The sequence below is a fragment of the Nocardiopsis yanglingensis genome (assembly GCF_045809185.1).
GTDB lineage: Bacteria > Pseudomonadota > Gammaproteobacteria > Xanthomonadales > Xanthomonadaceae > Stenotrophomonas > Stenotrophomonas yanglingensis.
In genome coordinates, this window is record NZ_JBJNRH010000014.1 from 58371 (window position 1) to 82213 (window position 23843).

29 protein-coding genes are annotated in these 23843 nt (G+C 65.3%); 28 read left to right on the forward strand and 1 reads right to left on the reverse strand.

From position 1 onward, the window contains the following. Positions 1 to 13: 13 nt before the first annotated feature. The 4 genes from ACJ7C5_RS16940 (at position 14) to ACJ7C5_RS16955 (ending at position 2751) form a co-directional block, all read left to right on the forward strand. A complete protein-coding gene (locus ACJ7C5_RS16940) occupies positions 14 to 364 on the forward strand; it encodes a DUF2958 domain-containing protein (RefSeq protein ID WP_412704557.1) in 351 nt (116 codons plus the stop codon). 365 nt (positions 365 to 729) lie between these two features. Continuing rightward, on the forward strand, positions 730 to 1485 hold the full coding sequence (locus ACJ7C5_RS16945; protein ID WP_412704558.1) for a DUF7011 domain-containing protein: 756 nt from the start codon (positions 730 to 732) through the stop codon (positions 1483 to 1485). Between the two features lie 124 nt (positions 1486 to 1609). Further along, a complete protein-coding gene (locus ACJ7C5_RS16950; protein ID WP_412704559.1) occupies positions 1610 to 1891 on the forward strand; it encodes a helix-turn-helix transcriptional regulator in 282 nt (93 codons plus the stop codon). Between the two features lie 14 nt (positions 1892 to 1905). Beyond that, entirely contained in the window at positions 1906 to 2751 is an 846-nt protein-coding gene (locus tag ACJ7C5_RS16955; protein ID WP_412704560.1) for a replication initiator protein A, read from the forward strand. A 162-nt stretch (positions 2752 to 2913) separates the two neighbouring features. On the opposite strand, the gene ACJ7C5_RS16960 is transcribed toward ACJ7C5_RS16955, so the two are convergent. Continuing rightward, complete coding sequence (locus ACJ7C5_RS16960; protein WP_412704561.1) at positions 2914 to 3042, reverse strand: hypothetical protein; 129 nt, start codon at positions 3040 to 3042, stop codon at positions 2914 to 2916. Here ACJ7C5_RS16960 and parA point away from each other — a divergent pair. From parA to ACJ7C5_RS17080, 24 genes are all read left to right on the forward strand, one after another. Continuing rightward, positions 3041 to 3679, forward strand: coding sequence for a ParA family partition ATPase (gene parA / locus ACJ7C5_RS16965; protein ID WP_412704562.1), 639 nt, complete (start codon positions 3041 to 3043; stop codon positions 3677 to 3679). The two genes, ACJ7C5_RS16960 and parA, sit on opposite strands and share 2 nt — an antisense overlap. Further along, positions 3676 to 3927, forward strand: coding sequence for a chromosome partitioning protein ParB (locus ACJ7C5_RS16970; RefSeq protein ID WP_412704563.1), 252 nt, complete (start codon positions 3676 to 3678; stop codon positions 3925 to 3927). The genes parA and ACJ7C5_RS16970 overlap by 4 nt, the downstream gene beginning before the upstream one ends. Further along, positions 3924 to 4469, forward strand: a complete 546-nt coding sequence (locus tag ACJ7C5_RS16975) for a DUF2840 domain-containing protein (protein ID WP_412704564.1) — start codon at positions 3924 to 3926, stop codon at positions 4467 to 4469. Before ACJ7C5_RS16970 ends, ACJ7C5_RS16975 begins: the two co-directional genes overlap by 4 nt. Next, positions 4466 to 5053 carry a S26 family signal peptidase gene (locus ACJ7C5_RS16980; RefSeq protein ID WP_412704565.1) on the forward strand — a complete coding sequence of 196 codons (588 nt, stop codon included), beginning with the start codon at positions 4466 to 4468 and terminating at the stop codon, positions 5051 to 5053. The genes ACJ7C5_RS16975 and ACJ7C5_RS16980 overlap by 4 nt, the downstream gene beginning before the upstream one ends. Then, positions 5050 to 5517 (forward strand): hypothetical protein, encoded by a 468-nt coding sequence (locus ACJ7C5_RS16985; RefSeq protein ID WP_412704566.1) that lies wholly within the window; start codon positions 5050 to 5052, stop codon positions 5515 to 5517. Before ACJ7C5_RS16980 ends, ACJ7C5_RS16985 begins: the two co-directional genes overlap by 4 nt. Beyond that, positions 5514 to 7475 (forward strand): relaxase/mobilization nuclease domain-containing protein, encoded by a 1962-nt coding sequence (locus tag ACJ7C5_RS16990; RefSeq protein WP_412704567.1) that lies wholly within the window; start codon positions 5514 to 5516, stop codon positions 7473 to 7475. Before ACJ7C5_RS16985 ends, ACJ7C5_RS16990 begins: the two co-directional genes overlap by 4 nt. 104 nt (positions 7476 to 7579) lie before the next feature. Further along, positions 7580 to 8152, forward strand: a complete 573-nt coding sequence (locus ACJ7C5_RS16995; RefSeq protein ID WP_412704568.1) for a TetR/AcrR family transcriptional regulator — start codon at positions 7580 to 7582, stop codon at positions 8150 to 8152. 54 nt (positions 8153 to 8206) lie between these two features. Continuing rightward, positions 8207 to 9127 carry a glutathione S-transferase family protein gene (locus ACJ7C5_RS17000; protein WP_412704569.1) on the forward strand — a complete coding sequence of 307 codons (921 nt, stop codon included), beginning with the start codon at positions 8207 to 8209 and terminating at the stop codon, positions 9125 to 9127. Positions 9128 to 9166: 39 nt separating this feature from the next. Further along, entirely contained in the window at positions 9167 to 9967 is an 801-nt protein-coding gene (locus tag ACJ7C5_RS17005) for an SDR family oxidoreductase (RefSeq protein ID WP_412704570.1), read from the forward strand. Between the two features lie 98 nt (positions 9968 to 10065). Further along, positions 10066 to 10968 carry a LysR family transcriptional regulator gene (locus tag ACJ7C5_RS17010; protein ID WP_485873432.1) on the forward strand — a complete coding sequence of 301 codons (903 nt, stop codon included), beginning with the start codon at positions 10066 to 10068 and terminating at the stop codon, positions 10966 to 10968. A 4-nt stretch (positions 10969 to 10972) separates the two neighbouring features. After that, positions 10973 to 11221 carry an EexN family lipoprotein gene (locus ACJ7C5_RS17015; protein WP_412704572.1) on the forward strand — a complete coding sequence of 83 codons (249 nt, stop codon included), beginning with the start codon at positions 10973 to 10975 and terminating at the stop codon, positions 11219 to 11221. Between the two features lie 185 nt (positions 11222 to 11406). Further along, positions 11407 to 13458, forward strand: a complete 2052-nt coding sequence (locus ACJ7C5_RS17020; protein ID WP_485873433.1) for a conjugal transfer protein TraG — start codon at positions 11407 to 11409, stop codon at positions 13456 to 13458. Continuing rightward, the gene (locus tag ACJ7C5_RS17025) at positions 13455 to 13931 is read left to right on the forward strand and encodes a CopG family transcriptional regulator (protein WP_412704573.1); all 477 of its coding nucleotides are present in this window, start codon (positions 13455 to 13457) and stop codon (positions 13929 to 13931) included. The genes ACJ7C5_RS17020 and ACJ7C5_RS17025 overlap by 4 nt, the downstream gene beginning before the upstream one ends. Further along, entirely contained in the window at positions 13928 to 14956 is a 1029-nt protein-coding gene (gene trbB, locus ACJ7C5_RS17030; protein WP_412704574.1) for a P-type conjugative transfer ATPase TrbB, read from the forward strand. The genes ACJ7C5_RS17025 and trbB overlap by 4 nt, the downstream gene beginning before the upstream one ends. After that, positions 14953 to 15336, forward strand: coding sequence for a TrbC/VirB2 family type IV secretion system protein (locus ACJ7C5_RS17035; protein ID WP_412704575.1), 384 nt, complete (start codon positions 14953 to 14955; stop codon positions 15334 to 15336). The genes trbB and ACJ7C5_RS17035 overlap by 4 nt, the downstream gene beginning before the upstream one ends. After that, complete coding sequence (locus ACJ7C5_RS17040) at positions 15333 to 15602, forward strand: VirB3 family type IV secretion system protein (protein WP_054470432.1); 270 nt, start codon at positions 15333 to 15335, stop codon at positions 15600 to 15602. Before ACJ7C5_RS17035 ends, ACJ7C5_RS17040 begins: the two co-directional genes overlap by 4 nt. A gap of 14 nt (positions 15603 to 15616) precedes the next feature. Continuing rightward, a complete protein-coding gene (gene trbE, locus ACJ7C5_RS17045) occupies positions 15617 to 18106 on the forward strand; it encodes a conjugal transfer protein TrbE (RefSeq protein ID WP_412704576.1) in 2490 nt (829 codons plus the stop codon). Next, entirely contained in the window at positions 18103 to 18831 is a 729-nt protein-coding gene (gene trbJ, locus ACJ7C5_RS17050) for a P-type conjugative transfer protein TrbJ (RefSeq protein ID WP_412704577.1), read from the forward strand. The genes trbE and trbJ overlap by 4 nt, the downstream gene beginning before the upstream one ends. 5 nt (positions 18832 to 18836) lie before the next feature. After that, positions 18837 to 19130, forward strand: coding sequence for a hypothetical protein (locus ACJ7C5_RS17055; RefSeq protein ID WP_412704578.1), 294 nt, complete (start codon positions 18837 to 18839; stop codon positions 19128 to 19130). Beyond that, positions 19127 to 20506, forward strand: a complete 1380-nt coding sequence (gene trbL, locus ACJ7C5_RS17060; RefSeq protein WP_412704579.1) for a P-type conjugative transfer protein TrbL — start codon at positions 19127 to 19129, stop codon at positions 20504 to 20506. The genes ACJ7C5_RS17055 and trbL overlap by 4 nt, the downstream gene beginning before the upstream one ends. A gap of 23 nt (positions 20507 to 20529) precedes the next feature. Then, entirely contained in the window at positions 20530 to 21234 is a 705-nt protein-coding gene (trbF, locus tag ACJ7C5_RS17065) for a conjugal transfer protein TrbF (protein WP_412704580.1), read from the forward strand. Then, positions 21231 to 22220, forward strand: a complete 990-nt coding sequence (gene trbG / locus ACJ7C5_RS17070; protein WP_412704581.1) for a P-type conjugative transfer protein TrbG — start codon at positions 21231 to 21233, stop codon at positions 22218 to 22220. Before trbF ends, trbG begins: the two co-directional genes overlap by 4 nt. Positions 22221 to 22222: 2 nt before the next feature. Further along, entirely contained in the window at positions 22223 to 23551 is a 1329-nt protein-coding gene (locus ACJ7C5_RS17075) for a TraB/TrbI/VirB10 family type IV secretion system protein (protein ID WP_412704582.1), read from the forward strand. Then, a complete protein-coding gene (locus ACJ7C5_RS17080; RefSeq protein WP_412704583.1) occupies positions 23548 to 23769 on the forward strand; it encodes a DUF2274 domain-containing protein in 222 nt (73 codons plus the stop codon). The genes ACJ7C5_RS17075 and ACJ7C5_RS17080 overlap by 4 nt, the downstream gene beginning before the upstream one ends. Positions 23770 to 23843 lie beyond the last annotated feature (74 nt).

Sequence of the window (23843 nt, forward strand, 5' to 3'; positions counted from 1 at the left end):
GGGATTTCCACCCATGACCCAGCCACTCACCACCGCCGACGAACGCGCCCAGCTGCTCGCCAACGGCGCGGCGCGCGCCGCCGGCCAGAGCATCGACCCGTTGCCGGTGGTACGCCTGTTCACGCCGGATGCGCACGCGACCTGGTTGCTGGCCGCGCTCGACCCGGCCGACGGCGATACCGCCTGGGGGCTGATCGACCTCGGCATTGGGATGCCGGCGCTGGGGACGATCAAGCTGTCCGACCTCGCGGGCATCGTCGGGCCGCAGCAGCGACCCATCCTGCGCGACCTGTATTTCCGCGCCTCGCGACCGTTATCGGAGTACACCCAGTTGGCGCAGCGCGATGGTTCGATCCCCGATTGACGCGCCGCACGCTCCCTATGACGGGCCATCCAGACACAGACCGTTGCAGCGCATTCTGTCTTTCTCAGTCTGACTCAAGACCGCTGGGGTCTCAATCGGCACTCTTGCACCAAGAGGGTGCTGCTTGACCGAGAAAGACATGATGTGTGTCGCGGGCTGCGGCACGGTGTCAGTGCCGCGCCCCATTTCCGGGACACGCGGCCGTCGCACTCGGACGACCCGAGCAAGGTTTCGGAGCTAATCGGTCTTGACACTCTCTCCACTGCTTAAGTTACGCCATTCCCAATGGCGCTTTGATGTCTTGATGCCGTAGCTATTCGCACCCGAGGTCGTGGCGACGTTCCTGTCGAACAGGAGGTCGCGTCATGGCTGATCGAAGCGCCGATTTCTGGTACCCAACCGCCGCGTATCTCTACGTGCTGCATCTGGACGGGCTCGCGCTGGCCTGGGAGTATCTGCGTCGCCATCCCGACTACCGGCGCGACTGGCTGCGCCGTCGCAACCGGCCGGATGCGGCGCACGCCTGGGGGCTGCGCCTGCTGGAAGACCCGGCGCTGGACGCGCGGGACGCGCATCCAGCCTGGTTCCCCGACCATGGCGCCGTGCTCCAGCTCTACCCGGACGCCGACCCACCACCCGATGCCGACGCCTTCGAATTCTGGCGCATCCCCGGCCACAAACACCTGATCCACGACGGCAAGCGCTTGGTGCTGGTGGCACGCTGGCCCGGCTGCTGCGTGCGGCTCGCACTGGCACCGGCACTGGCCGATGGCATGGCCTATCTCTACGCAGTCCGCGCGTGCGCTGCACCCTGCGGGCGCTACCGCACGATGGCGTTCGAACTGGAGAAGCTGGCCGTGGTCGCCGAGTCCGCGCCTGCGGCGGCGGTCCGCTCCCGGCCCACGCCCGCCGCGCTGCTGGAGCTGCACACGTTGCAGGCACTGGACGCGACCCTCGCGGGCGCGTCCTTGCGCGAAACCGCCGTTGGGCTGTTCGGCGCCGAAGCCGTGGCTGTCGGCTGGTATGCCGACGGCGGCCTGCGCTCGCGCTTGCGCCGCCTGGTGCGGCGCGGCCAATCGCTGATGCGCGGCGGCTACGGCCGCCTTGCACAACTCGATTGACCTGCGCAGGGTCGTTTGCCTGCACTGCAAAACGACCCTCTGCGCAACGCATCGCTTTCCCAAGACTGCCTCCATCCGGTCGCGTTGTGTGGCCGGGCGTTCCTGACCGATGGAGGTTCAAACGATGCGTCCTGCTCCCTTGCGGCCTGCTGCCGCACCCGTCGCTACGACCCCGCAACCCCAACGCTACCTCACCAACGACGAAGCCGCCGAGTACCTGCGGCTGTCGCCGCGCACGCTCGAAAAGCAGCGCGTAATCGGCAACGGGCCGAAGTTTCGGAAGTTCGGCCGGCGCGTCATGTACGCGGTGGCCGACCTCAATGCCTGGGCCGACCAGCGCAGCTACGAAACTACGTCCGACCCGGAATACGCCGAGCACCACTCGGCCGACAGCCGTGCGCGCTGATCGGTGGCTCGCCGGTGGACATCGCCCTGTCCAACCCATCGCGGGAGCGGGAACAGCTCGATCTGTTCCGCGCCTTGCCGGGCGACATGGCGCCGCGCGATGCCCAGGACTTGATGGCCTTTCCGTTCTTCTCGTTGGCGAAGTCGCGGCGCACGGCGCCGATCGACTTCCGCAGCGGCAATGTCACGATACGCGTGGAAGGGACACTGGAGCATGGCATCGCCACCATTTGGGATGCGGACATCCTGATCTGGACCGCTTCGCAAATCGTGGAAGCGCGCGATGCAGGCTTGCGCCCATCGCGCCGGATGCAAGCAACACCCTACGAGATCCTGCGCTTCATCGGGCGCGGAACGTCGCTGCGCGACTACCAGCGCCTCAAGGCTGCACTGGATCGCTTGCAATCGACGACAGTGGCCACGTCCATTCGCGAAACGACGGGGCGGCGGCTGCACCGCTTCTCCTGGATCAACGAGTGGAAGGAGTTGGCCGACGCCCGCGGCACGCCGCTGGGCGTCGAGCTGATCCTGCCGGACTGGTTCTATGCGGGCGTGCTCGACGCGGCGCTGGTGCTCACCATCGACCCGGCGTATTTCCGGCTCACAGGCGGCATCGAACGATGGCTGTATCGGCTGGTGCGCAAGCATGGCGGTCGACAGGAGGCTGGCTGGCAGTTCGACTTCCAACATCTGTATCGCAAGTCTGGCAGCAGCTCGCGGTTTTCGGACTTCACCTACGACTTGCGCGTTTTGGTGGCGCGGCAATCGCTGCCAGGCTACGTCCTGGGCATCGAACGAATGCCGGGCGATCGCAGGGAGCTACTGACCTTCCGGCCCGTGCCGTTCACGGCACGGGGATAACGGCGGCACAACCTTTGGACGGGCTCGTGCTATCAGGAGTAGCGGGTATCGTGCTATCGGGAGTACGACTATCGTGCTATCAGGAGTACGCATCGCCCGCAAAGCGAATAACGGCGCGGGTTTCGACGCCCCTTAACTTACCTAACTTAAATTCTCTAACTTTTAGTAGAAGCGCGCCGTTTCGGTGGACAACTGCCGAAAGGCAAAAACCGAAGCAACCCCGAAAGCAAAAACAACTCCGGTTTTCAGGGCAAAAACAGGCTGGCTTTCCAGATCGGAGGGCCGCGCCATGATCGTTGCCTTGCTCAATCAGAAAGGCGGCGTAGGCAAGACCACGCTCGCCACGCACATCGCGGGCGAACTGGCGCTGCGCGGGCAATCGGTCATCCTGCTGGATGCCGATCCCCAGGGTTCATCGCTGGACTGGACACAGCGCAGAAGTCAGCAAGGTCTGCCCAGGCTGTTCAGCGCCGTGGGCCTGGCCCGCGAAACGCTGCACCAGGAGGCCCCAGAACTCGCCAGGCGGGCCAATCACGTCATCATCGACGGCCCACCTCGTATCGCCGCCTTGGCGCGCTCCGCGCTGCTGACGGCCGAGCGTGTGCTGATCCCGGTGCAGCCCAGTCCTTACGACCTGTGGGCCAGTGCCGAGATGGTGGCGTTGATCCGCGAAGCGCAGGTGTTCCGGCCTGCGCTCCACGCGGCCTTCGTCATCAACCGGCGCGTCAGCACCACCATCATCGGCCGGGAAGCGCGGCAGTCGCTTGCCGAACAACCGCTTCCGGCGCTGCGCTCGGAAGTGCATCAGCGCATCGTGTTCGCTGACAGCGTTGCCGCCGGCCGGCTCGCCCGCGAGACGGCGCCTGACAGCGCCGCCGCGCGCGAGATCGCCGCACTCACCGACGAACTGCTGCGGTGGCCGACATGACGAGTACGCGCGGCAAACGCATCGGCATCGGCGCTCGTCCGCCGGCGAATCCGCACGCTGAGGCGTGGATTCGCCAGGGCGACGCCGATGCTTTGCAAAAGGGCGACCTCTACACCGCGCGCCTGACCCTCGACATCACGCCCGCCATGCGGGCGCGCATCAAGGTGTTTGCCTTCACGCGTGGCGTGACGGTAGCCGAACTGCTGCGCGCACTGCTGGAACGCGAGTTTCCGGAGAACTCCCAATGAACGGACAACTTTCGGCGGCCACGGCTGCCACAACCAACGCGAATGCACCTTCGCTTGCGGTGCTCGGCAGACGGGCCGGCACCGTGCCGTTAACCCGCGTATCGCTCGCCTACGTCGAGCGGCGCATTGACCTCTATCTGCGCTTCGGTGAACCGTCACGCATCGTCCGGCTTGACCGCTGGCGCCGTGTCGCCGTGTTCTTGTCGGGGGCCGTGTTTTGTCGCATCCGGTGGCAGGCAAATGACTACGGCACGATCCGCTGGGAACTCATGGTGATGCACGCCTGCACGTCGCTGGATGAGGCGCAGCGCATCCCCGGCGTGCTGCCCGGCGCGCGGTTGCTGCTGCAGGCCGAAGGCGAACCAGCTGTCCGCGCTGTGTTTGCGCAGATTGACGCCATCGAGGCGCTGGGCATCGCACTAGCCGACGTGTCGCTCGCGTACTGGCGCACGCTCGGCAACCGGCTTGCTGCGCGCTTGCCGCTACCCGGATACACCGCCGAGCGACATGCGGCCTGGCTGGGGGGGAGGGCGTTGCCATGACCACGCTTTCCACATCCAGCATCGCGCCGCATCCTCGCTCGCGCTTGCGCGCTCGCATCGTGCTGACGGGCTTTACCGCTGCCGGCCTCGCTGCGCTGGCCTGGGCCGCGTTCGTGTCGCCGCTGCCACGCCTGACCTACAACCCGTCAGACAGTGTGGCGGTCGGCTGGTATCGCATCGAACCGTTCAGTCATCGGGCCGCCTCGCTGCCACATCCGTTGTCCGTGGATAGCATCGTGCTTGTCCCACTGCCGGCTGAAGCCGCCGCACTGGCTGCGCAGCGTGGCTACCTGCCGACGCGCGTTCCGCTGCTCAAGCGTGTGGGCGCCGTGTCACCGCAGGAGGTGTGCATGGCTGGCGGCATTGTCCGTATCGACGGCGTGCCTGCGGCCGCCGTGTTGCTGAGTGACCGACTGGGTCGGCCGCTGCCATCGTGGCACCAGTGCCGCCGCCTCGAACCAGGCGAACTGTTCCTATTGAGCGCGACCAATCCGGCGTCGTTCGACAGCCGCTATTTCGGCCCGGTCAGTGCGGCCACCGTGATCGGTGTCGCGTATCCGCTCTGGCTGGAGACAGGCCGATGATGACCACCGACTCGCTGCACGTTCCCGTGCATCTCATCGTGTCGTCCGGCGTGTCGTTGCGCTGGCATATGTTGCACTCTTGGCCGTGTCGTCGCGCGTGCAGTGCGAGCGCATCCGCGCCGCACTTCGCGCAACATCTGGCGCTGTTTTCCCACGTGCAGGCATCTTGCCTTGAACGCGCCCGGCCTTTGGCCGTGGCTGCGTTCCTCGGCGTGTTGGCTGCGAGCAGCGCAGCACCGCCGGGACGCCGAGGCCCGGAGCGAAAGCGAAGGGCAAAGGCGGAAGGCAAGATAAAAGGTCGCGGCACATGGCCGCTTGAAAACCTTGTCTGCACATGGGGGTGGCGCGGCACGCGCCAGGGAGCGGCAGCGTGCCGCGAAGGTGTGCAACGCCGCATCGGCGTTGGCGAAGCCGCGTGCCGCGTCCGCTGGACTGCGCCGGCCTTGGATGGAACTGCACCATGAGCAGCCGTGACGATGACCGATTCCGCGTCCGGCCTGGTGCGCCGAAGCAGCGTGGCGATGCCTACGTCAACAAGGTACTGCGGCAGGCCAACAAGGCCGGCGCGAAGCTCGGCAAGGCAGCCGGCAAGGTCGGCCAGCGCCCCGGTTCCCGGCTGGGACGCGGCCACGTCGCGGCGCGCTTCGCCGGGCAGGGACTTGGGGCGAGCGCGCGGCGCGTGACGATCAAGGCCCGGCTGGTAAATCTGGCGAAGGCTGGGCCGCGTTCGACCGCCGCGCACCTACGCTACATCGAGCGCGAAGGCGTCGATCGTCAAGGCGGGCCGGGCCAAGCCTACGGGCCGACGACCGACGATGCCGACCTCGAAGCGTTCAAGGGACGCGGTGAAGGCGACCGCCACCAGTTCCGGTTCATCGTCTCGCCGGAGGACGCCGAACAGCTCGACGACCTGCGCACCTACACCCGGCACCTGATAGCGCGCATGGAAGCCGACCTGGGCACGCGGCTGGAATGGGTGGCCGTCGATCACTGGAACACCGACAACCCGCACACGCACGTCGTCTTGCGCGGCAAGGACGACACCGGTAAAGACCTCATCATTTCCCGCGACTACATCGCCGAAGGAATGCGCCGGCGGGCGTCGGAGCTGGCAACCGAATGGCTGGGGCCGCGCACCGAGCTGGAGATGCAGCGCGCCATGCTGCGCGAGGTGGAACAGGAGCGATGGACGGGGTTGGATCGCACTTTGCAGCGCGAGGCCGGCGATGACGGCTTGGTGCGCGTCGAACGCTTCGCCGAACCCCGGCTGCAAAGCCAGCGGCCTGCGCTGGTCGGCCGCCTGCAACGCTTGCAGCGCATGGGGTTGGCGACCGAGCAGCAGCCCGGCGCATGGGCCGTCCATGCCGACGTCGAACCGACCTTGCGGGCGATGGGCGAGCGCGGCGACATCATCCGCACCATGCAGCGTGCCATGAGCGGCAAGTCTCGCGAGCTGGCCGTGTTCGAGCCGGGCAACGACGGCCGCACGCTGATCGGCCGGGTGGCCGGCAAGGGGCTGGCCGAAGAGCTGTACGACAAGGGCTACTTGATCGTCGATGGCACCGACGGCAAGGCCCACTACGTCGCGCTACCGCCGCGGTCGGAGCTGGAGCAGTACCCGACTGGCGCCGTGGTGGAGGTGAAAGGCGCGGCCGACGTGCGCGCCGCTGATCACAACATCGCCGCGCTAGCCGTCGATGGCGTGTACCGCACCGATCATCACCTGGCGGTGGCGCAGGGGCAGGCCACGCCCGACCGCGACCCGCGCGAGGTGGTGGCCGTGCATGTGCGTCGGCTCGAAGCCCTGCGTCGTGCCGGCATCGTGGAGCGCGAGGCCGAAGGCGTCTGGCGTATCCCCGACGACCTGGCCGGACGAGGCCGCCAGTACGACGCGCAACGGCTCGGCGGCGGCGTAGCGGTGGAGCTGAAATCGCACTTGCCGATTGAACGACAGGCGCGCGTAATCGGGGCCACTTGGCTCGATCAGCAGTTGATCGGCGGCGGCAAGGGGCTGGGCGACAAGGGCTTTGGGGCCGAGGTCAAGGACGCGCTACGCGAGCGCGCTGACTTCCTGGCCGAACAGGGATTGGCCGAACATCGGGGGCAGCGCGTCGTCGTTGCTCGCAACCTGCTGGCGACGCTGCGCGGGCGCGAGCTGGCGCAGGCCGCGAAGGACATTGCCGCCGAAACTAGGCTGGAGCATCGGCCCGTGGCCGACGGACAGCGCGTGGCCGGCATCTACCGGTGCAGCGTCATGCTCGCCAGCGGGCACTACGCGATGCTTGATGACGGCATGGGCTTCTCGCTGGTGCCGTGGAAGCCGGTGATCGAACAACGGTTGGGGCAGCACCTCGCCGTAACCATACGCGGCAGCAGCGTGTCTTGGGACATTGGTCAACATCATGGACCTACCATAAGCTGAAGTCTTGGCTCGTTGGTAGGCACGGAGGCCGCACAAAGACCGCATTGCTAATTTTGACTTTCGCGTCATATAATGAATGAATATACATTCATTTAAAGAAAGTGATGGCTAGACCGCTCAGTCCCGAAAAACGAACGGCGATTCTGAACGCTGCGACGATCGCAGTGGCGGAAGTTGGTTTGGGCGCACCGATCGTGAAGATCGCTAAGGCTGCTGGTGTCGCAGACGGAACCGTATGCGTCTATTTCCCTACCAAGGACGAACTGCTGAATCAGCTCTACCAACACATCAACACCGATCTCCGATCCGCCATCAACCCAGAGCCGGACGAACAGGCCGACCTGGAAGCTCGCCTGCGGCCGTTTTGGGACGGCTATATCGCTTGGGGGCTCAAGAGCCCGGAAAAGTACAAGGCATCTCGCCAACTTAATGCGTCGACCGTCCTGACGACCGAGACGCGGGCGGAGATTCGCAAGATCTTTGCCGACTTCGACCGAATAATCGCAGGAGCCATCAGCAAGGGCGAATTGCGTGAATTTCCCGAGGTTTTCGTCTGCGGCCTGATGGACGCGGTGGCTGGCATGGTGCTGGAACTTTCGGAAAAAACCCCTTCGCAAGCCGACGCCTATAAGCGGCTCGGTTGGGATGCACTGTGGGCCGCGATCGTTGCGGCCTGAACCTTTGCTGGCGTACTCGATAAATGAGTGCCACGGTCTTTTATGGAGAAAGTGATGGCAAACATCATCCTGCACCAGTTCGACGCCTCGCCGTTCGCGGAGAAGCTACGACTCATTTTCGGTCTGAAGGGCCTGGCTTGGCAGGCTGTCGATGCTGAAATGATTGTCCCCAAGCCGAAACTGACGGCGTTGACGGGGGGCTATCGCAAGACACCCGTGATGCAGATCGGTGCGGACATCTATTGCGATTCCAGGCTGATCGCGGTCGAACTGGAATCGCGCTATCCCACGCCAACGCTGTTTCCCGGAGCGAACCGTGGACTGTCACTCGCACTCTCGGCTTGGAGCGATCGGGACTTCCACGTCGCCAGCTCGGGTTCTGCGATTGGCTTCAACAAGCATTTGTTTCCTGCGGACCTGATGCGCGACCGCAAGGCATATTTCGGTGACTTCATGAACGTGGACACGCTCGATGCCGACATTCCGCACCTGACAACGCAACTGCGCGCCCATGCGGACCTCGTGGAACAACAGCTTTCCGATGGCCGCCAATTCTGGCTCGGCGACGAACCCGGCTTGGCCGACTTTCACGCTTACGTCGAAATATGGACCGCCCGCGCGCATTTGCCCTATTCGGGCGGGCTGTTTGAGTCCTTCACGCATATGGCGCAGTGGGAAAAGCGGGTAGCCGCCATCGGGCACGGCGAGCGCGGCACGCTTGACGCCGACGGTGCCCATGCCGTTGCACGGCAAAGCACGCCGGTTCCGGCTAAGGGCGTCGATACCTCCGACGCGATGAACCTCGGTGCAGGCGACTTGGTGGAAGTGATGCCCGACGACTACGGTCGCGTCCCTGTCCGAGGCAAGCTGGTGACGCTCACCACGCATGAGGTCGCAGTCGAGCGCGACGATCCTATCGCGGGAACGGTCGTAGTCCATTTCCCGCGCATCGGTTTTCGTATCGCGGCGGTATAACCCGACGGGTTTTCCGTTCTGACTATGGGTATAAGAAAAATGACAAAAACGGTACTGATAACCGGAACGTCCAGCGGCATCGGAGAGGCAGCAGTACGGGTGTTCCTTGCCGATGGCTGGAACGTCGTCGCAACTGCGCGTGACCCGGCAGCGATCTTGCGCGGGACGGACAATCCTAACCTCTTGGCTGTCCGCCTTGATCTTACGGATACTGGAACCATTGCGGCGGCCTTCGAGGCGGCTGAAACTCGTTTCGGTTCGATAGACGTTGTGGTGAACAATGCAGGCATTGGCTTGGGCGGCCCCTTGGAGGGGGTGAGCCTGATGCAGCTCCGCGAACATTTCGAGGTCAATGTGATCGGCGTTGCGGCCGTGTGCCAAGTGGCAGCGTCGCACATGCGATCACGCAGCCACGGGTTGATTATCAACATCACGTCGCTTACCGGCCGCGCCGGCCTTCCGTTCCTCGCCCCCTATTCGGCGAGCAAATTTGCGGTCGAGGGTATGACCGAGTCTTTGCACTATGAGCTTCGGCCGTTCGGAATCCGCGTCAAACTGGTCGAACCAGGTGGCGCACGCACCCGATTCACTCACCCGTGGGCGAACCACCCTGCATATTCGCCCACAGCCGACAAAGTGCGAGAGATGATGACAAAGGGTGCCCAGGTCGCAGCCCCACCCGAAGATGTTGCCAAAGTCATCCTGACTGCCGCCAACGATTCTGGCGATCGACTGCGCTATGCGGCAACAGATGCCGTGCCAATGCTTCGTATGAAGCGGGTGTTACCGGAGTGGGCGTGGCGCAAGATGTTGGCACGGGCCTTTGGACTTTCTATATGAAGCGAGTTGGTGCGAGGTCGGCCATGTCGGCAGCTTTGCGTGCTGAAACTGTTGAGTAAAGCACAATGGAACTTCGGCATCTACGCTGCTTCCTGGCCGTGGCCGAAGAACTCCATTTCGCCCGTGCAGCCGAGAAGTTGCACATTGAGCAATCGCCGTTGTCCAGAGCGATTAAAGAACTGGAAGAAGACCTCGGTGTGCAGCTTTTTGTGCGTACAACACGCAGCACACGATTGACCCGAGCAGGAAAGCTGTTCGTGGAGCATGTGCCGCGTGTGTTCACCGCGTTACAGCAAGCACGCGATAGTGTGAAAGCCGCTGCCAACGGTTTTCACGGTCAATTACGAGTTGCGCTTTCGGACGGCATTACGCCCTCGCGTTTCTCCACCTTCCTTGCGTTGTGTCGTCAGGAGGAACCGGAGATTGAGATTCGCTTATCCGAAGTCCCATTCGCACATCAGATCAAAGGGCTGCAAGGCGACCTCTATGACATAGGGTTTGCGCAATCGGATGACGTGGACGACGGAATCATCGTCGAACCCGTTTGGGACGATCCGCTAATGGTGGCGGTGCCTGCCCGGCATCCGTTGTTAGCCTATAAGCATCTGCCGTTGCAAGACGTATTGTGCTACCCGTTGGTGCTTGGCGACCCGCGAGCCTGCGAGGGCTTTGCCCGACAGGTTGACCGCATTTTGCGTCGAGTGGATCGAGAGCCGCTCGTTGCCGAACGGGTCGCATCCATCGACCTGATGATGGCTTTGGTGTCAGCGGGTTTTGCTTTGGGTCTGGCGGGCGCCTCGCAGATTGTAGCCAGCCGAGAACCGGGCATCGTCGCACGGCCACTGGCTGGACAGACTCCCGTGCTCACCACCTACCTGCTGCGTTCCGACAATGAGCCGTCGCAGGTGCTGGCCCGTTTCATTGAGAGAGTGAGCAATCTTGAATCACTTTCGGAAAAGAAGGGCGCCGTACCATCTGATCCCGACACGACGGAGGAATAGGGTCATGAAACCGATCATGCTGATTCTCCTCATTGCACTACTGACCGCCTGCGAAAAATCCGAGCCGACCGAAACGGTAGATTCTCTCGTCGCTAATCCCGAGCACTTGAAGGAACTGCGCCAGCAGTGCAGGACGGATCGCGCCACACTTGGCGACGAACTTTGCAATCGTGTCGCCGAAGCGACGAACCGGCGTTTTCTAGGCGACGGCAAAACACCTTATACCCCGCCGAAAGACACACCGAAATTCTGATCATCGTCGATCGACACAATACTTCGGTTTTCCAGCTCGATACGCCGCAACGCGCTTTCGCTTGCGGCGTTTTTCATTCATTCGCCCCTGCGTGAAATATTGCTTTTCCCTCGATCTTTCTGCCGATAACGGTCTTTGACCGACCCTTGACCTGACGCCAATCCTCGCACCTGCGGCACGCATTTGTGCCGCGTATCGCGCAGGAAAAAGCGGAGGCCGGGATGCAAGGTCAAGGCGTGCTGTTCGGGCAGATTGCCGTCGTGTTCGGCATCGCGTTCGCCGGCGTGTGGACTGCCACACAATGGACAGCCGCTGCCCTGGGCTATCAGCTTCGCCTTGGCTCGCCGTGGTTCGACTTTCTCGATACGCCGGTCTATCACCCATGGCGACTGTTCGAGTGGTGGTTCCTGTTCGATGGCTATGCGCCGCACATTTTCAGCATAGGCGGTGCCATCGCGGGCAGCGGTGGCCTGGTTGCCGCGCTGGTCGCCATCGCCATGTCGGTGTGGCGCTCGCGGCAATCGAAGCTCGTCACGACCTACGGCTCGGCACGCTGGGCCGAAGCCGCCGACATTCACAAGGCCGGACTCGACAAGCCTGCGGGCGTGTTCCTCGGCCTGTATCGCGGTCAGTACCTGCGCCATGAAGGCCCGGAACACGTCCTGACCTTCGCGCCGACGCGCTCCGGCAAAGGTGTCGGCCTCGTGGTGCCGGCGCTGTTGAGCTGGCCCGCGTCCGCCGTCATCCACGACATCAAGGGCGAGAACTGGAGCATCACTGCGGGCTGGCGCTCGCGCTTCTCGCATTGCCTGCTGTTCAACCCGACCGATGCGAAATCGGCCGCGTACAACCCGCTGCTCGAAGTCCGGCGCGGCGCGCATGAAGTACGCGACGTGCAGAACATCGCGGACATTCTGGTCGATCCAGAAGGCGCGCTCGAACGTCGCAACCACTGGGAGAAGACCTCGCACGCGCTGCTGGTCGGCGCCATCCTGCATGTGCTCTATGCAGGCGAAGACAAGACGCTGCGCGGCGTCGCCAACTTTCTGTCCGATCCGGCATGCCCGTTCGAGCTGACGCTGCACCGGATGATGACGACGCGACATCTCGGCGATGCACCACATCCCGTCGTCGCGTCGGCCGCGCGCGAAGTGCTCAACAAGTCGGACAACGAACGGTCGGGCGTGCTGTCCACGGCCATGTCGTTCCTCGGCCTGTACCGTGATCCCACCGTGGCTGAAGTCACGTCGCGCTGCGACTGGCGCATCGCCGACCTGATCGCATCCGAACATCCCGTCTCGCTGTACCTCGTCGTGCCGCCGTCCGACATCAGCCGCACGAAGCCGCTGGTGCGCCTGATCCTCAACCAGATCGGCCGGCGCCTGACCGAATCGCTCGATGGCAGCGACGGCATCGAGCGCCGTCACAAGCTGCTGCTGATGCTCGACGAGTTCCCCGCGCTCGGGCGTTTGGATTTTTTCGAGACGGCGCTTGCCTTCATGGCGGGCTACGGCATCCGCAGCTTTCTCATCGCGCAGTCGCTCAACCAGATCGACAAAGCCTACGGCCAGAACCATTCCATCCTCGACAACTGCCATGTGCGCGTGACATTCGCCACCAACGACGAACGCACGGCCAAGCGCATTTCCGAAACGCTCGGCACCGCAACCGAACTGCGTTCGCAGCGCAACTACGCCGGCCACCGGCTCGCGCCGTGGCTCGGGCACCTGATGGTGTCGCGCCAGGAAACCGCGCGCCCGTTGCTGACGCCGGGCGAAGTGATGCAGCTCCCGCCCGACGACGCCGTGGTGATGGTGTCCAGCGTGGCACCGATCCGCGCGAAGAAGCTGCGCTACTACGCTGACGCCAATTTCAGGCGCCGCGTGCTGCCGCCGCCCGCGCTCACCGCCGGGCGCTACGCCGACATGCCGCCGGCTCGCCCCGACGACTGGAGCGCGCTGGCGATTGCCGCCATGCAGGCTGCGCCAGCCGTTGCCGCAGACCTGTCGGGCACCGGCACCGCCGACGACGGTGGCCCGCGCCGGCAGCCGGAACTCTCCGAGGTCGCTGAATACAGCCCCGAACCGCAGGCCGCCGGCACCGACCTGGCGCTGCTCGATGACGACGACGACCTTCCGTTGCCCGCTTTTCCTTCTTCCCCCCGCCAGCTCGATCCGGCCATGCAGCGCACGGCCCGGCTGGCGTCTCTCGACCAACAGGACGGGATCGAGCTATGAGCCAGTATCGCCTCAACCTGTTTATTCCGCGCGAGCACGCCAAACGCCTCGACGAGCTGGCGACGAAGAAAGGCGTCTCCAAATCCAGCATCGTCGCGGCGGCACTCGCATCCTGGCTGTCGCCCGATGCGGGCGACCAGCGCGAGGCGGCCATCGCCAAGCGCCTCGACCGGCTGACGCGCCAGTTCGAGCGACTGGAGCGCGACCAGAACATCGAGATCGAGACGCTGGCGCTGTTCGTCCGCTACTTCCTGACCGTCAGCACGCCGGTTCCCGAAGCGCATCAGGACGCGGCTCGCGCACAGGGCAAGGCACGCTTCGAGCAGTTCGTCGAACAGCTCGGCCGTCATTTGATGCGCGGGCGCAGTCTCGTGCGCGACGTGGTGGACGAACTGAACCCGGATGCTGCGCGGCTCGACGATGCGGCGGCGCAGGCCGAAGCTCATGAACGTGATGCGGAGCGTGCCTCATGAGCGCCGTTCCCCAATCCTTCGCCAGCACCTCGCTCGACCGGCGCATCCGCATGTTGCGCACGGCGATGGGGCCGGTTATCGCCGCCGCGCTCGAAGACCCGGACGTGGTGGAAATCATGCTCAACCCCGATCGCTCCCTGTGGGTCGATCGGCTGTCGTCTGGTCGCGCGCCGCTGGGCGTGGAGCTGTCCGAAGCCGATGGCGAACGCATCATCCGCCTGGTCGCCGCACACGTCGGTGCGGAAGTGCATCGCGGCCAGCCGCTCCTGACCGCCGAGCTGCCCGAAACCGGCGAACGCTTCGAGGGCATCCTGCCGCCGGCGTCTCCCGGCCCGGCCTTCGCGCTGCGCAAGCGCGCGTTCGGTGTCATTCCGCTGGAGCGTTACGTCGCAGACGGAATGATGACCGCCGAACAGGCGGCGTTCCTGCGCGACGCCGTGCGCGACCGGCAAAACATCCTCATCGCCGGCGGCACCAGCACCGGCAAGACCACGCTCGCCAATGCCTTGCTCGCCGAGATCGCCGCCACCGGCGACCGCGTGCTGGTGCTCGAAGACACGGTAGAGCTGCAATGCGCGGCACGCGATCACGTCCCGCTGCGCACGCGCGCGGGCGTCGTGTCGATGACCGAGCTGGTGCGCGCCACGATGCGCCTGCGTCCTGACCGCGTGATCGTTGGCGAGGTACGTGGCGGCGAGGCGCTGGATCTCATCAAGGTGTGGGGCACGGGCCACCCCGGCGGGATCGCCACGATTCACGCCGGCTCGGCCGTGGGCGCGCTGCTGCGCCTCGAACAACTGATTCTCGAAGTGGCCGTGAATCCGCCGCGCGCGCTCGTCGCCGAGGCGGTCAACGTCGTCATCCACATCGCCGGGCGCGGACGCAAGCGCCGCATCGAGAGCATCGCCCGCGTCATCGGTTTCGACGGCGTGGGCTATCGCCTCGCGGACGCGCTCGAACCTCCGCCGCATCCCGAGCTGCCGCTGTCCTTCCCATCCTCTGACCACGCTGGAGAACTGCCATGACGCAGATGCACGCCGCTGCTTTCCGTTTTTCCGTAAATCCGGTTTTCATCCTCGCACGCCTGCGCCGTCTGGCCCGGCCGGCGCACCACGGTCTGCTGTCGGCCGCCGTCATGGTGATGGCGGCCGGCACGGCGAAGGCGTCTGGTTCGTCGATGCCGTGGGAAACGCCGCTGCAATCTATTCTCGATTCGATCCAGGGGCCGGTCGCCAAGATCGTCGCAGTGCTCATCATCATTTCGACCGGCCTGGCGCTGGCTTTCGGCGACACCAGCGGTGGCTTTCGCAAGCTGATCCAGATCGTGTTCGGCCTGTCCATCGCGTTCGCGGCATCGAGCTTCTTCCTGTCGTTCTTCAGCTTCTCCGGCGGGGCCGTCGTATGAGCACGGCCAACGACCTGCCGGGCTTCGAGGTGCCGCTGCATCGCTCGCTGACCGAGCCGATCCTGATGGGCGGCGCCCCGCGCACCGTGGCGATTGCCAACGGCACGCTGTCCGGCGCGGTCGGGTTGGGCCTGCAACTGTGGATTCCTGGTATCGCGCTCTGGATCGTCGGCCATTCGCTCGCCGTATGGGGCGCGCGCGTGGACGCGCAGTTCATGCAGGTGTTCGCGCGGCATCTCCGGCACAAGCCGCTGCTGGACGTGTAACGGGAGACGCCGCGATGCTGAACCTCGCCGAATACCGTCATCGTCCGGCCTTGCTCGCCGACTGGCTGCCGTGGGCGGGCCTTGTCGCGCCCGGCGTCGTGCTCAACAAGGACGGTTCGTTCCAGCGCACGGCGCGCTTTCGTGGCCCCGACCTCGATAGTGCGACGCAAGGCGAACTGGTTGCCACGACCGCGCGCCTGAACAATGCGCTGCGCCGGCTCGGTGCCGGCTGGGCGCTGTATGTCGAAGCCGAACGACGGACGGCGGCCGACTATCCGCACTCGGATTTTCCCGAACCGTTGTCGTGGCTGGTGGACGAGGAGCGCCGCGCGACCTTCGAGGAATCGGGCAACCACTTCGAGAGTGGCTATCACCTCACGCTGCAATACCTGCCGCCGGAGGAGTCCCGCGCACGCGCGGCCAAGTTGCTCTACGAGAACACGCCGACTACTGGCGTGGACTGGCGCGAGCGCCTGACCGCGTTCGTCGCGGAAACCGCGCGCGTCTTCGATCTGCTCGATGGCGTGATGCCGGAAATCGACTGGCTGGATGACGCCGAAACGCTGACCTATCTGCACGCGACCGTCTCGACGCGACGCTTTCGCGTCGGCGTGCCTGAAATACCGTTCCACCTCGATGCGCTGTTGGCCGACGTGCCGCTGATCGGCGGCCTCGCGCCCATGCTCGGCGACCAGCACCTGCGCGTCGTGACCGTGCGCGGGTTTCCGACCTCGACCTGGCCGGGGATTCTGGACGACCTCAACCGGCTCGGCTTCGCCTACCGCTGGAGCACGCGCTTCCTGTGCATGGACAAATCGGAGGCCGAAAAGGAGCTGGGCCGCCTGCGTCGGCAGTGGTTCGCCAAGCGCAAGAACGTCCTGGCCTTGCTGCACGAGACGATCTTCCAGCAGGAGAGCCCGCTGGTCGATACCGACGCGAGCAACAAGTCGGCCGACGCTGACGCCGCGATGCAGGAGCTGGGCAGCGATCAGGTCGCTTTCGGTTTTGTCACGGCGACCGTGACCGTGTTTGATGACGACGCTGACACGGCCGACGAAAAGCTGCGCCAGGTGGAGCGCGTGATTCAGGGCCGGGGCTTCGTGACCATTCCCGAAACCCTCAATTCGGTGGAGGCATGGCTGTCGTCGGTGCCGGGCAATGCCTACGCCAATGTCCGCCAGCCCATTGTTTCGACGCTGAACCTCGTGCACCTGATGCCGGTGTCGGCCGTGTGGGCCGGGCCGGAGAAGAACGCGCACCTCGACGGCCCGCCCTTGATCGTCACCCGCACCGAAGGCGCGACGCCGTTCCGGTTGGTCACGCACATCGGCGATGTGGGCCACACCCTGATTGCTGGCCCGACCGGCATGGGCAAGTCCGTCCTGCTCGCCACGCTGGCGATGCAGTTCCGCCGCTATCCCGGTTCGCGCATCTTCGCCTTCGACATGGGCCGCTCGATGCGCGCAACGGCGCTGGGCCTCGGCGGCGAGTATTACGACCTCGGCGCGGATGGCGATGGGTTGGGCAACACCCTGGCGTTCCAGCCGCTCGCCCGCATCGACCACGAGGGCTATCGCACCTGGGCCGCCGAATGGGTTGAAGGCCGCCTGACGCACGAAGGCGTCGCGGTCGGCCCTGACGAGAAGGCGGCCATCTGGTCGGCGCTCGGCAGCCTTGCCGGTGCGCCGCTCGAACAGCGCACGCTCACGGGCCTGTCGGTGCTGCTGCAATCGAACGCGCTGCGCCAGGCGCTCGCGCCGTATGTGCTGGGTGGCGCACACGGCAAGCTGCTCGACGCCGACCACGACCGGCTCGGCATGGCCGAAGTGCAGTGCTTCGAGATGGAAGAACTGATGCACAGCAAGGCCGCCGTGCTGGCCGTGCTGGGTTATCTGTTCGCGCGCTTCGATGCGCGATTTGACGGCGCACCGACGCTGCTGATCCTCGACGAATCCTGGCTGTTCCTCGATGACCCGGTGTTCGCAGCACGCATCCGCCAGTGGCTCAAGACGCTGCGCAAGAAGAACGTCAGCGTTATTTTCGCCACGCAGTCGCTTGCCGACATCAAGGATTCGACCATCGCGCCGGCAATCATCGAGAGCTGCGCGAGCCGCATCTTCCTGCCGAACCCGCAGGCGACCGAGCCGCAGATTCGCACGATCTACGAGGGCTTTGGCCTCAACAGCCGGCAGATCGAGATCGTCGCCACCGCACAGCCCAAGCGCGACTACTACTACCAGTCGCGCGCAGGCAATCGCCTGTTCGACCTCGACCTGGGGCCGGTCGCGCTCGCGTTCGCGGGCGCATCCACACCCCAGGACCAACGCGCGATGGATCAAATACGCGACCGCGTGCTGACACAGGCCGGCGTTCCCGGCTTCGCCGGTGCATGGCTGCGTCATCGCGGTCTCGATTGGGCGGCCGACCTGTTGCCCGAGTTTCCCAAACCGGCGCCATCCGCCGCGTCCTTCCTTGCTTCACAACCCCAGGAGATTGCGCCATGAAGATCCGTCTTCTCGCCCTTGCTGTCGCGGCGTTCGTCGGCGTCATGCCGGCGGCGCACGCGCAATGGGCCGTCATCGACTCGACCAACCTCGTGCAGAACACGCTGACCGCGGTTCGCACGATGCAGATGATCGAAAACCAGATCAACCAGCTCCAGAACGAAGCGCAGATGCTCGTCAATCAGGGGCGCAATCTGGCGAGCTTGCCGTTCAACGTCGTCAGTCGGCTGCAATCGACGCTGGCGACGACCCAGCAGCTCATCACGCAAGCGCAAGGGCTGGCGTTTCAGGTGCAGAACATGGATCAGCAGTTCGCGCAGTTGTACCCGCAGCAGTACGCCGCGACCGTGAGCGGCAACCAGATGTACCAGGACGCGCACCAGCGTTGGCAGAACACGCTCACCGGCTTGCAGACCGCGATGCAGATGCAGGCGCAGGTGTCGCAGAACGTGACCAGCGACGAAGGCGTGCTGACCGACCTCGTGGGCCAGAGCCAGTCCGCGACCGGCGCACTGCAAGCGCAGCAGGCGACCAATCAGCTTCTCGCGTTGCAGGCCAAGCAGTCGATCCAGGCGCAGCAGCTCCAGCTCACGCAGGGCCGCGCGTCCGCGCTGGAACTGGCGAGGCAGGCCGCCGCCGTCGAGCAAGGCCGCGTCATCACGCAGCGGTTCCTCGGCACCGGCACGCCGTACACGCCGGAAACCGTGAGCTTCTACGGGAACTGACGGCCATGAACCGCGTGCCCGTCCTGTTCGTCATCGCGTGCCTGCTGGCCGGTTGCGACCGGCCGCAGGCGCTGTCGGTCGATGCGCTCGCCGCCGACCCCGCACGATTGCACGCGCTGCACGGGCAATGCCTGCACGGCCAGCACGATGCCGCGTTCTGCGCGCAGGTCGAACAAGCCAACCTGCGGCGCTTTTTCTCCGGGCGCGTTGGCCCCGGCGAGTACCAGACGCTCGCCGACTTGCCGCCCATTCCGGCCAGCTTCGACGGCCTCAGCGAATCGACGGAGCAACGTCCATGAACGATGTTTCGATCATCGACCATTTCCTTAACGTCTTTTCCACCTACATCGACTCGGGCTTTGGCCTGCTGCGCGGCGAGGTCGGATTCCTGACCGCGACGCTGGTGGTCATCGACATGACGCTGGCGGGCCTTTACTGGTCGCTCGGCCACGCCACCGGCCAGGGCGAAGACGTGATGGCGAAGCTCATCCGCAAGGTGCTGTACGTCGGCGCCTTCGCCTACATCATCGGCAACTTCAACATGCTGTCCGGCGTCGTGTTCCGTTCTTTCGCCGGCCTCGGCCTGACCGCCACCGGCTCGGCCGTGAGCATGGAGACGTTTCTGCAACCGGGGCATCTCGCCAAGACCGGCATCGACGCCGGTATGCCGATCCTCGAACAGATCAGCGACATGGCGGGCTTCCCCGAGGTGTTCATCAACATCACGCCCATCGTCGTGATGTTCCTCGCCTGGCTGACCGTCATCGTCTGTTTCTTCGTGCTGGCGGTGCAGCTTTTCATCACGTTGATCGAGTTCAAGCTGACCACGCTGGCCGGCTTCGTGTTGGTGCCGTTCGCGCTCTGGAACAAGACGGCGTTCCTTGCGGAAAAAGTGCTCGGCAATGTGGTGTCGGCGGGCATCAAGGTGCTGGTGCTGGCGGTCATCGTTGGCATTGGTACGGGGCTGTTCGCGCAGTTCCCGACCACACCCAGCGAGCCGTCCATCGACCACGCGCTGGTGGTGATGTTGGCCTCGCTCGCCTTGCTCGCGCTCGGCATCTACGGGCCGGGCATCGCTACCGGCCTCGTGTCCGGTGCGCCTCAACTCGGCGCGGGCGCGATGGCGGGCGCCGCCGTGGGCGCAGCCGGCACCGCCGTTGCCATCGGTGCAGCCGCTACGGGCGTCGGCGGCGCTGTCGCGGCCGGGGCGCGCATGGCGCCGGCCGCCGCCAGCGCGCTCGGCAAGGGCGCGCGCATGGCTGCATCCACGGCCAGCAGTGCCGGCTCGGCATTCCAGGCGGGTTCCGCTGCCGCCGGCGGCGGCGCGAAAGGCGCGATGGCGGGCTTTGGCAATGTCGCCAAGACCGGCGCGCAGGCCGTCGGCCAGAAGGCCGCCGCTGGCGCGCGTTCGTTCGGGCAACGCGCTGCTGCTGCCTTCCGGTCGGACAGCGCAGGTGCGTCTAGCGGCAGCGCATCGCCCGGCGTGGCTGCATCCGGTGAATCCGCCGCCAATTCCACCAACTCCGCCACCGACCAGCCGCAACCGGCGTGGGCCAAACGCCTGCACCGCCGCCAACAGATCACCCATGCCGCGACCACCGCCGCGCACACGCTGCACGGCGGGGACGGCGGCGGTTCGGCGCAAGGCCCGAGCCTGGGCCAACCCGACGAATGAACGCCCCTTGAGGAGAACCCGCCATGCGATTCAAGCGACCGCAGGTGCGCTACGCCAGTACGCCGCAGCCTGCCACTCCGTACCAGTCCGCCGCGCAGGTGTGGGACGAGCGCATCGGCTCGGCCCGCGTGCAGGCGAAGAACTGGCGCTTCATGGCCTTTGGCTGCCTCGCGCTTGCGCTGCTGATGGCAGGTGGCCTCGTGTGGCGCTCGGCGCAGTCCATCGTCACGCCCTACGTGGTGGAGGTGGACAAGACCGGGCAGGTGCGCGCGGTCGGCGTGGCCACCACGCCGTACCGGCCCGCCGACGCGCAGATCGCCTATCACCTGGCGAACTTCATCACGCTGGTTCGCTCGCTCTCCATCGACCCCATCGTGGTGCGGCAGAACTGGCTCGACGCCTACGACTACACCACGGACAAGGGCGCGGCCGTGCTCAACGACTACGCGAGTAAGAACGATCCGTTCGCGCGCGTCGGCAAGGAGTCGGTGACGGTGCAGATCACCAGCGTCACGCGCGCCAGCGATGCGTCATTCAACGTGCGCTGGACGGAACAGCACTTTGCCAACGGCGCACCGACTGGCGCCGAACGCTGGAACGCCGTGGTGTCCATCGTCCTGCAAACCCCGCGCACCGAACAGCGGCTGCGCAAGAACCCGCTCGGCATCTACGTCAACGGCCTGTCGTGGAGCCGCGAGCTGGATGCGTCCGAAGGAGCCAAGCCATGAACCTGTCTTTCCGCTTTTACGCTTTTGTGCTGACCGCGGCAGTCCTGTCGGGCTGCGCCTCACAGGGCAAGCCACCGCCGCACATCTCGCTCGACGAGCCGGTGCAGGCACAGAAGCAGCCCGATCCACCCAAGCCGATCGAAGTGGTGGAGGTGCCGAAGGTGCTGCCGATGCCGGCGCAGATGAAGCCGCTGCCGGACGTGGATGACGCCAAACCCGCACCGGAACCGGCCGACGAAACCGCGCGCGTCTCGCGTGCGAATGCCGAGGCACGTATGGCCCCCACGCGCGAGGGCTTCGTCAACGCGATCCAGGTTTGGCCCTTCACCGACGGCGCGCTGTATCAGGTCTATGCCGCGCCGGGTCGCGTCACTGTGATTTCGCTTCAGCCCGGCGAGGAGCTGGTGACGGTCGCCGCGGGCGACACTGTGCGCTGGATCGTCGGCGACACCTCCAGCGGGGCTGGCAACGATCTGCGCGTGAACGTGCTGGTCAAGCCGATCCGTTCGGGCCTCAAAACGAACCTCGTCATCACCACCAGCCGGCGCACCTACCTGATCGAGCTGACCTCGACCGATAAGGCATGGATGGCCTCGGTGTCGTGGGAGTACCCGAAAGACCAGATGCTCGCCTTGCAGCGGCAGGATCAAGCCGCGCAGGCAGCGGCACCCGTCGATACCGGCCTGTCGCTGGAGAAGATCCGCTTCCGCTACGCGATCAGCGGCAGCAATCCGCCGTGGAAGCCGCTGCGCGCCTTCGACGATGGCGAGAAGGTTTATATCGAGTTTCCGCCCGGCATCGCCCAGGGCGAACTACCGCCGCTGTTCGTCATCGGCGCGCAGGGCGACGGCCAGCTCGTCAACTACCGTTTCCGTTCGCCGTACTACATTGTGGATCGGCTGTTCGGCGCAGCCGAACTGCGTCTCGGCGGCGACAAGGGCGACGTGGTGCGTATCGAGCGCACGGACGGCACGCGGGGGAACTGACCATGAGCCAGGACGAAACCCCGGCCGTGCCGGTTCCCGATGCCACGCCCGAAGTCGCACCCAAGGTCGCGCCGGAAAACGTGACGCTGCGGGCGCAGCCGCGCCCGGTAACGCGCCTCAACCGCCGCACGCTGGCGCTGCTGGCCGGTGGCCTCGGCGTTGCGGTGCTCGGCGCAACGATGTGGTCGTTGCAGCCGAAGCACTCGCGCGGCAACACCGATGCGAGCGAGCTTTACAACGTCGATCGCGTATCGAAGTCCGAAGAACTCGGCCAGCTTCCGGCCGATTACTCGAAGCTGCCGCCGCAGCCAACACCGCTACCGGCGAAGGTGCCGGAGCTGGGGCCGCCGTTGCCGGGCGATCTCGGCCCGGCTATCGTCCAGTCGCAGCAGCCGGCGGTGGCGAACTACGCGCCACCCGGTCAGGACGCGGCGGCGGCCGAGCGCGACGCGCTACGCAAGGAGGCCGAAGCGGCAGCGGGTTCGTCGGTGTTTTTCCGTTCCAGCAACACGCAGCGCGCCGCTGCCGCGACCGCTGCGCCCACGCAGACCGCTTCGGCTGCGCCCGCATCCGGTCTGGCGGGCTTCGACCCGCAGGCCGCCGGGCCGGCCTCGACAGCGGCGCAGCCGGCCGATCCGACCGCCGTGCAGAACCGGCAAGACCAGAAAGAGGCGTTCCAGAAAGCCGGAACTACGCAAACCCGTAATTCCGGCAGTCTGCAAACGCCGGCCTCGCCGTATCAGGTGATGGCCGGCACCGTGATCTCGGCGGCGCTGGTGACGGGTATCAAGTCCGACCTGCCGGGCGACGTGATCGGCACCGTGACGGCGCCGGTGTACGACACAGCGACGGGCCGCTATCTGCTGATTCCGCAGGGTTCGCGCATCCTCGGCAAATACAGCAGCCAGGTCGCCTACGGGCAGAGTCGCGTGCAGATCGTGTGGAACCGCATCATCCTGCCGGACACGTCTTCGCTCACGCTGGACAACCTGGCTGGTGCCGATCCCGCCGGCTATGCCGGTCTGGAGGATGGTGTTGATTGGCATTGGGGACGCATTCTGGCGGGTGCCGCGCTGTCCACTATATTGGGCGTGGGTTCCGAGCTGACCGTCTCGAACCAGGGCAATGCCAACGGCAATACCGTGATCGCGTTCCGAGATAGCGCTCAGGACACGGCCAATCAGGTCGGCCAGGAGTTCACGCGCCGCAACCTCAACATTCAGCCGACCTTGACCGAACGGCCGGGCCTGCCCGTCAGCATCATCGTCAACCGCGACATCGTGCTGCGGCCGTACCAGCCGCTGTTCTTCAATCGGGGGACTTCACCATGAGCACGGCCAAGAAGCTGCGGCTGGGGCCGCTGCCCAAGACCGAGAGCATCAAGCTGACCTTTACCTGCCCAGCCAGTTTAAAAGCCGACCTCGACCGCTACGCCGCGCTGCACGCGCAGGCGTATGGCGAGACTGTTGGTGCCGTAACGCTGATCCCGCACATGCTGGAGGCGTTCATGGAGGGAGATCGAGGGTTCAAGAAGGGAGCGGGGAGCTGATCGTCAGCAAGGATTTGGATGGTTGTCGTTGTCGTTGCCAGGCTACGACTGCCTCGTGATGATGAAATTCGTGT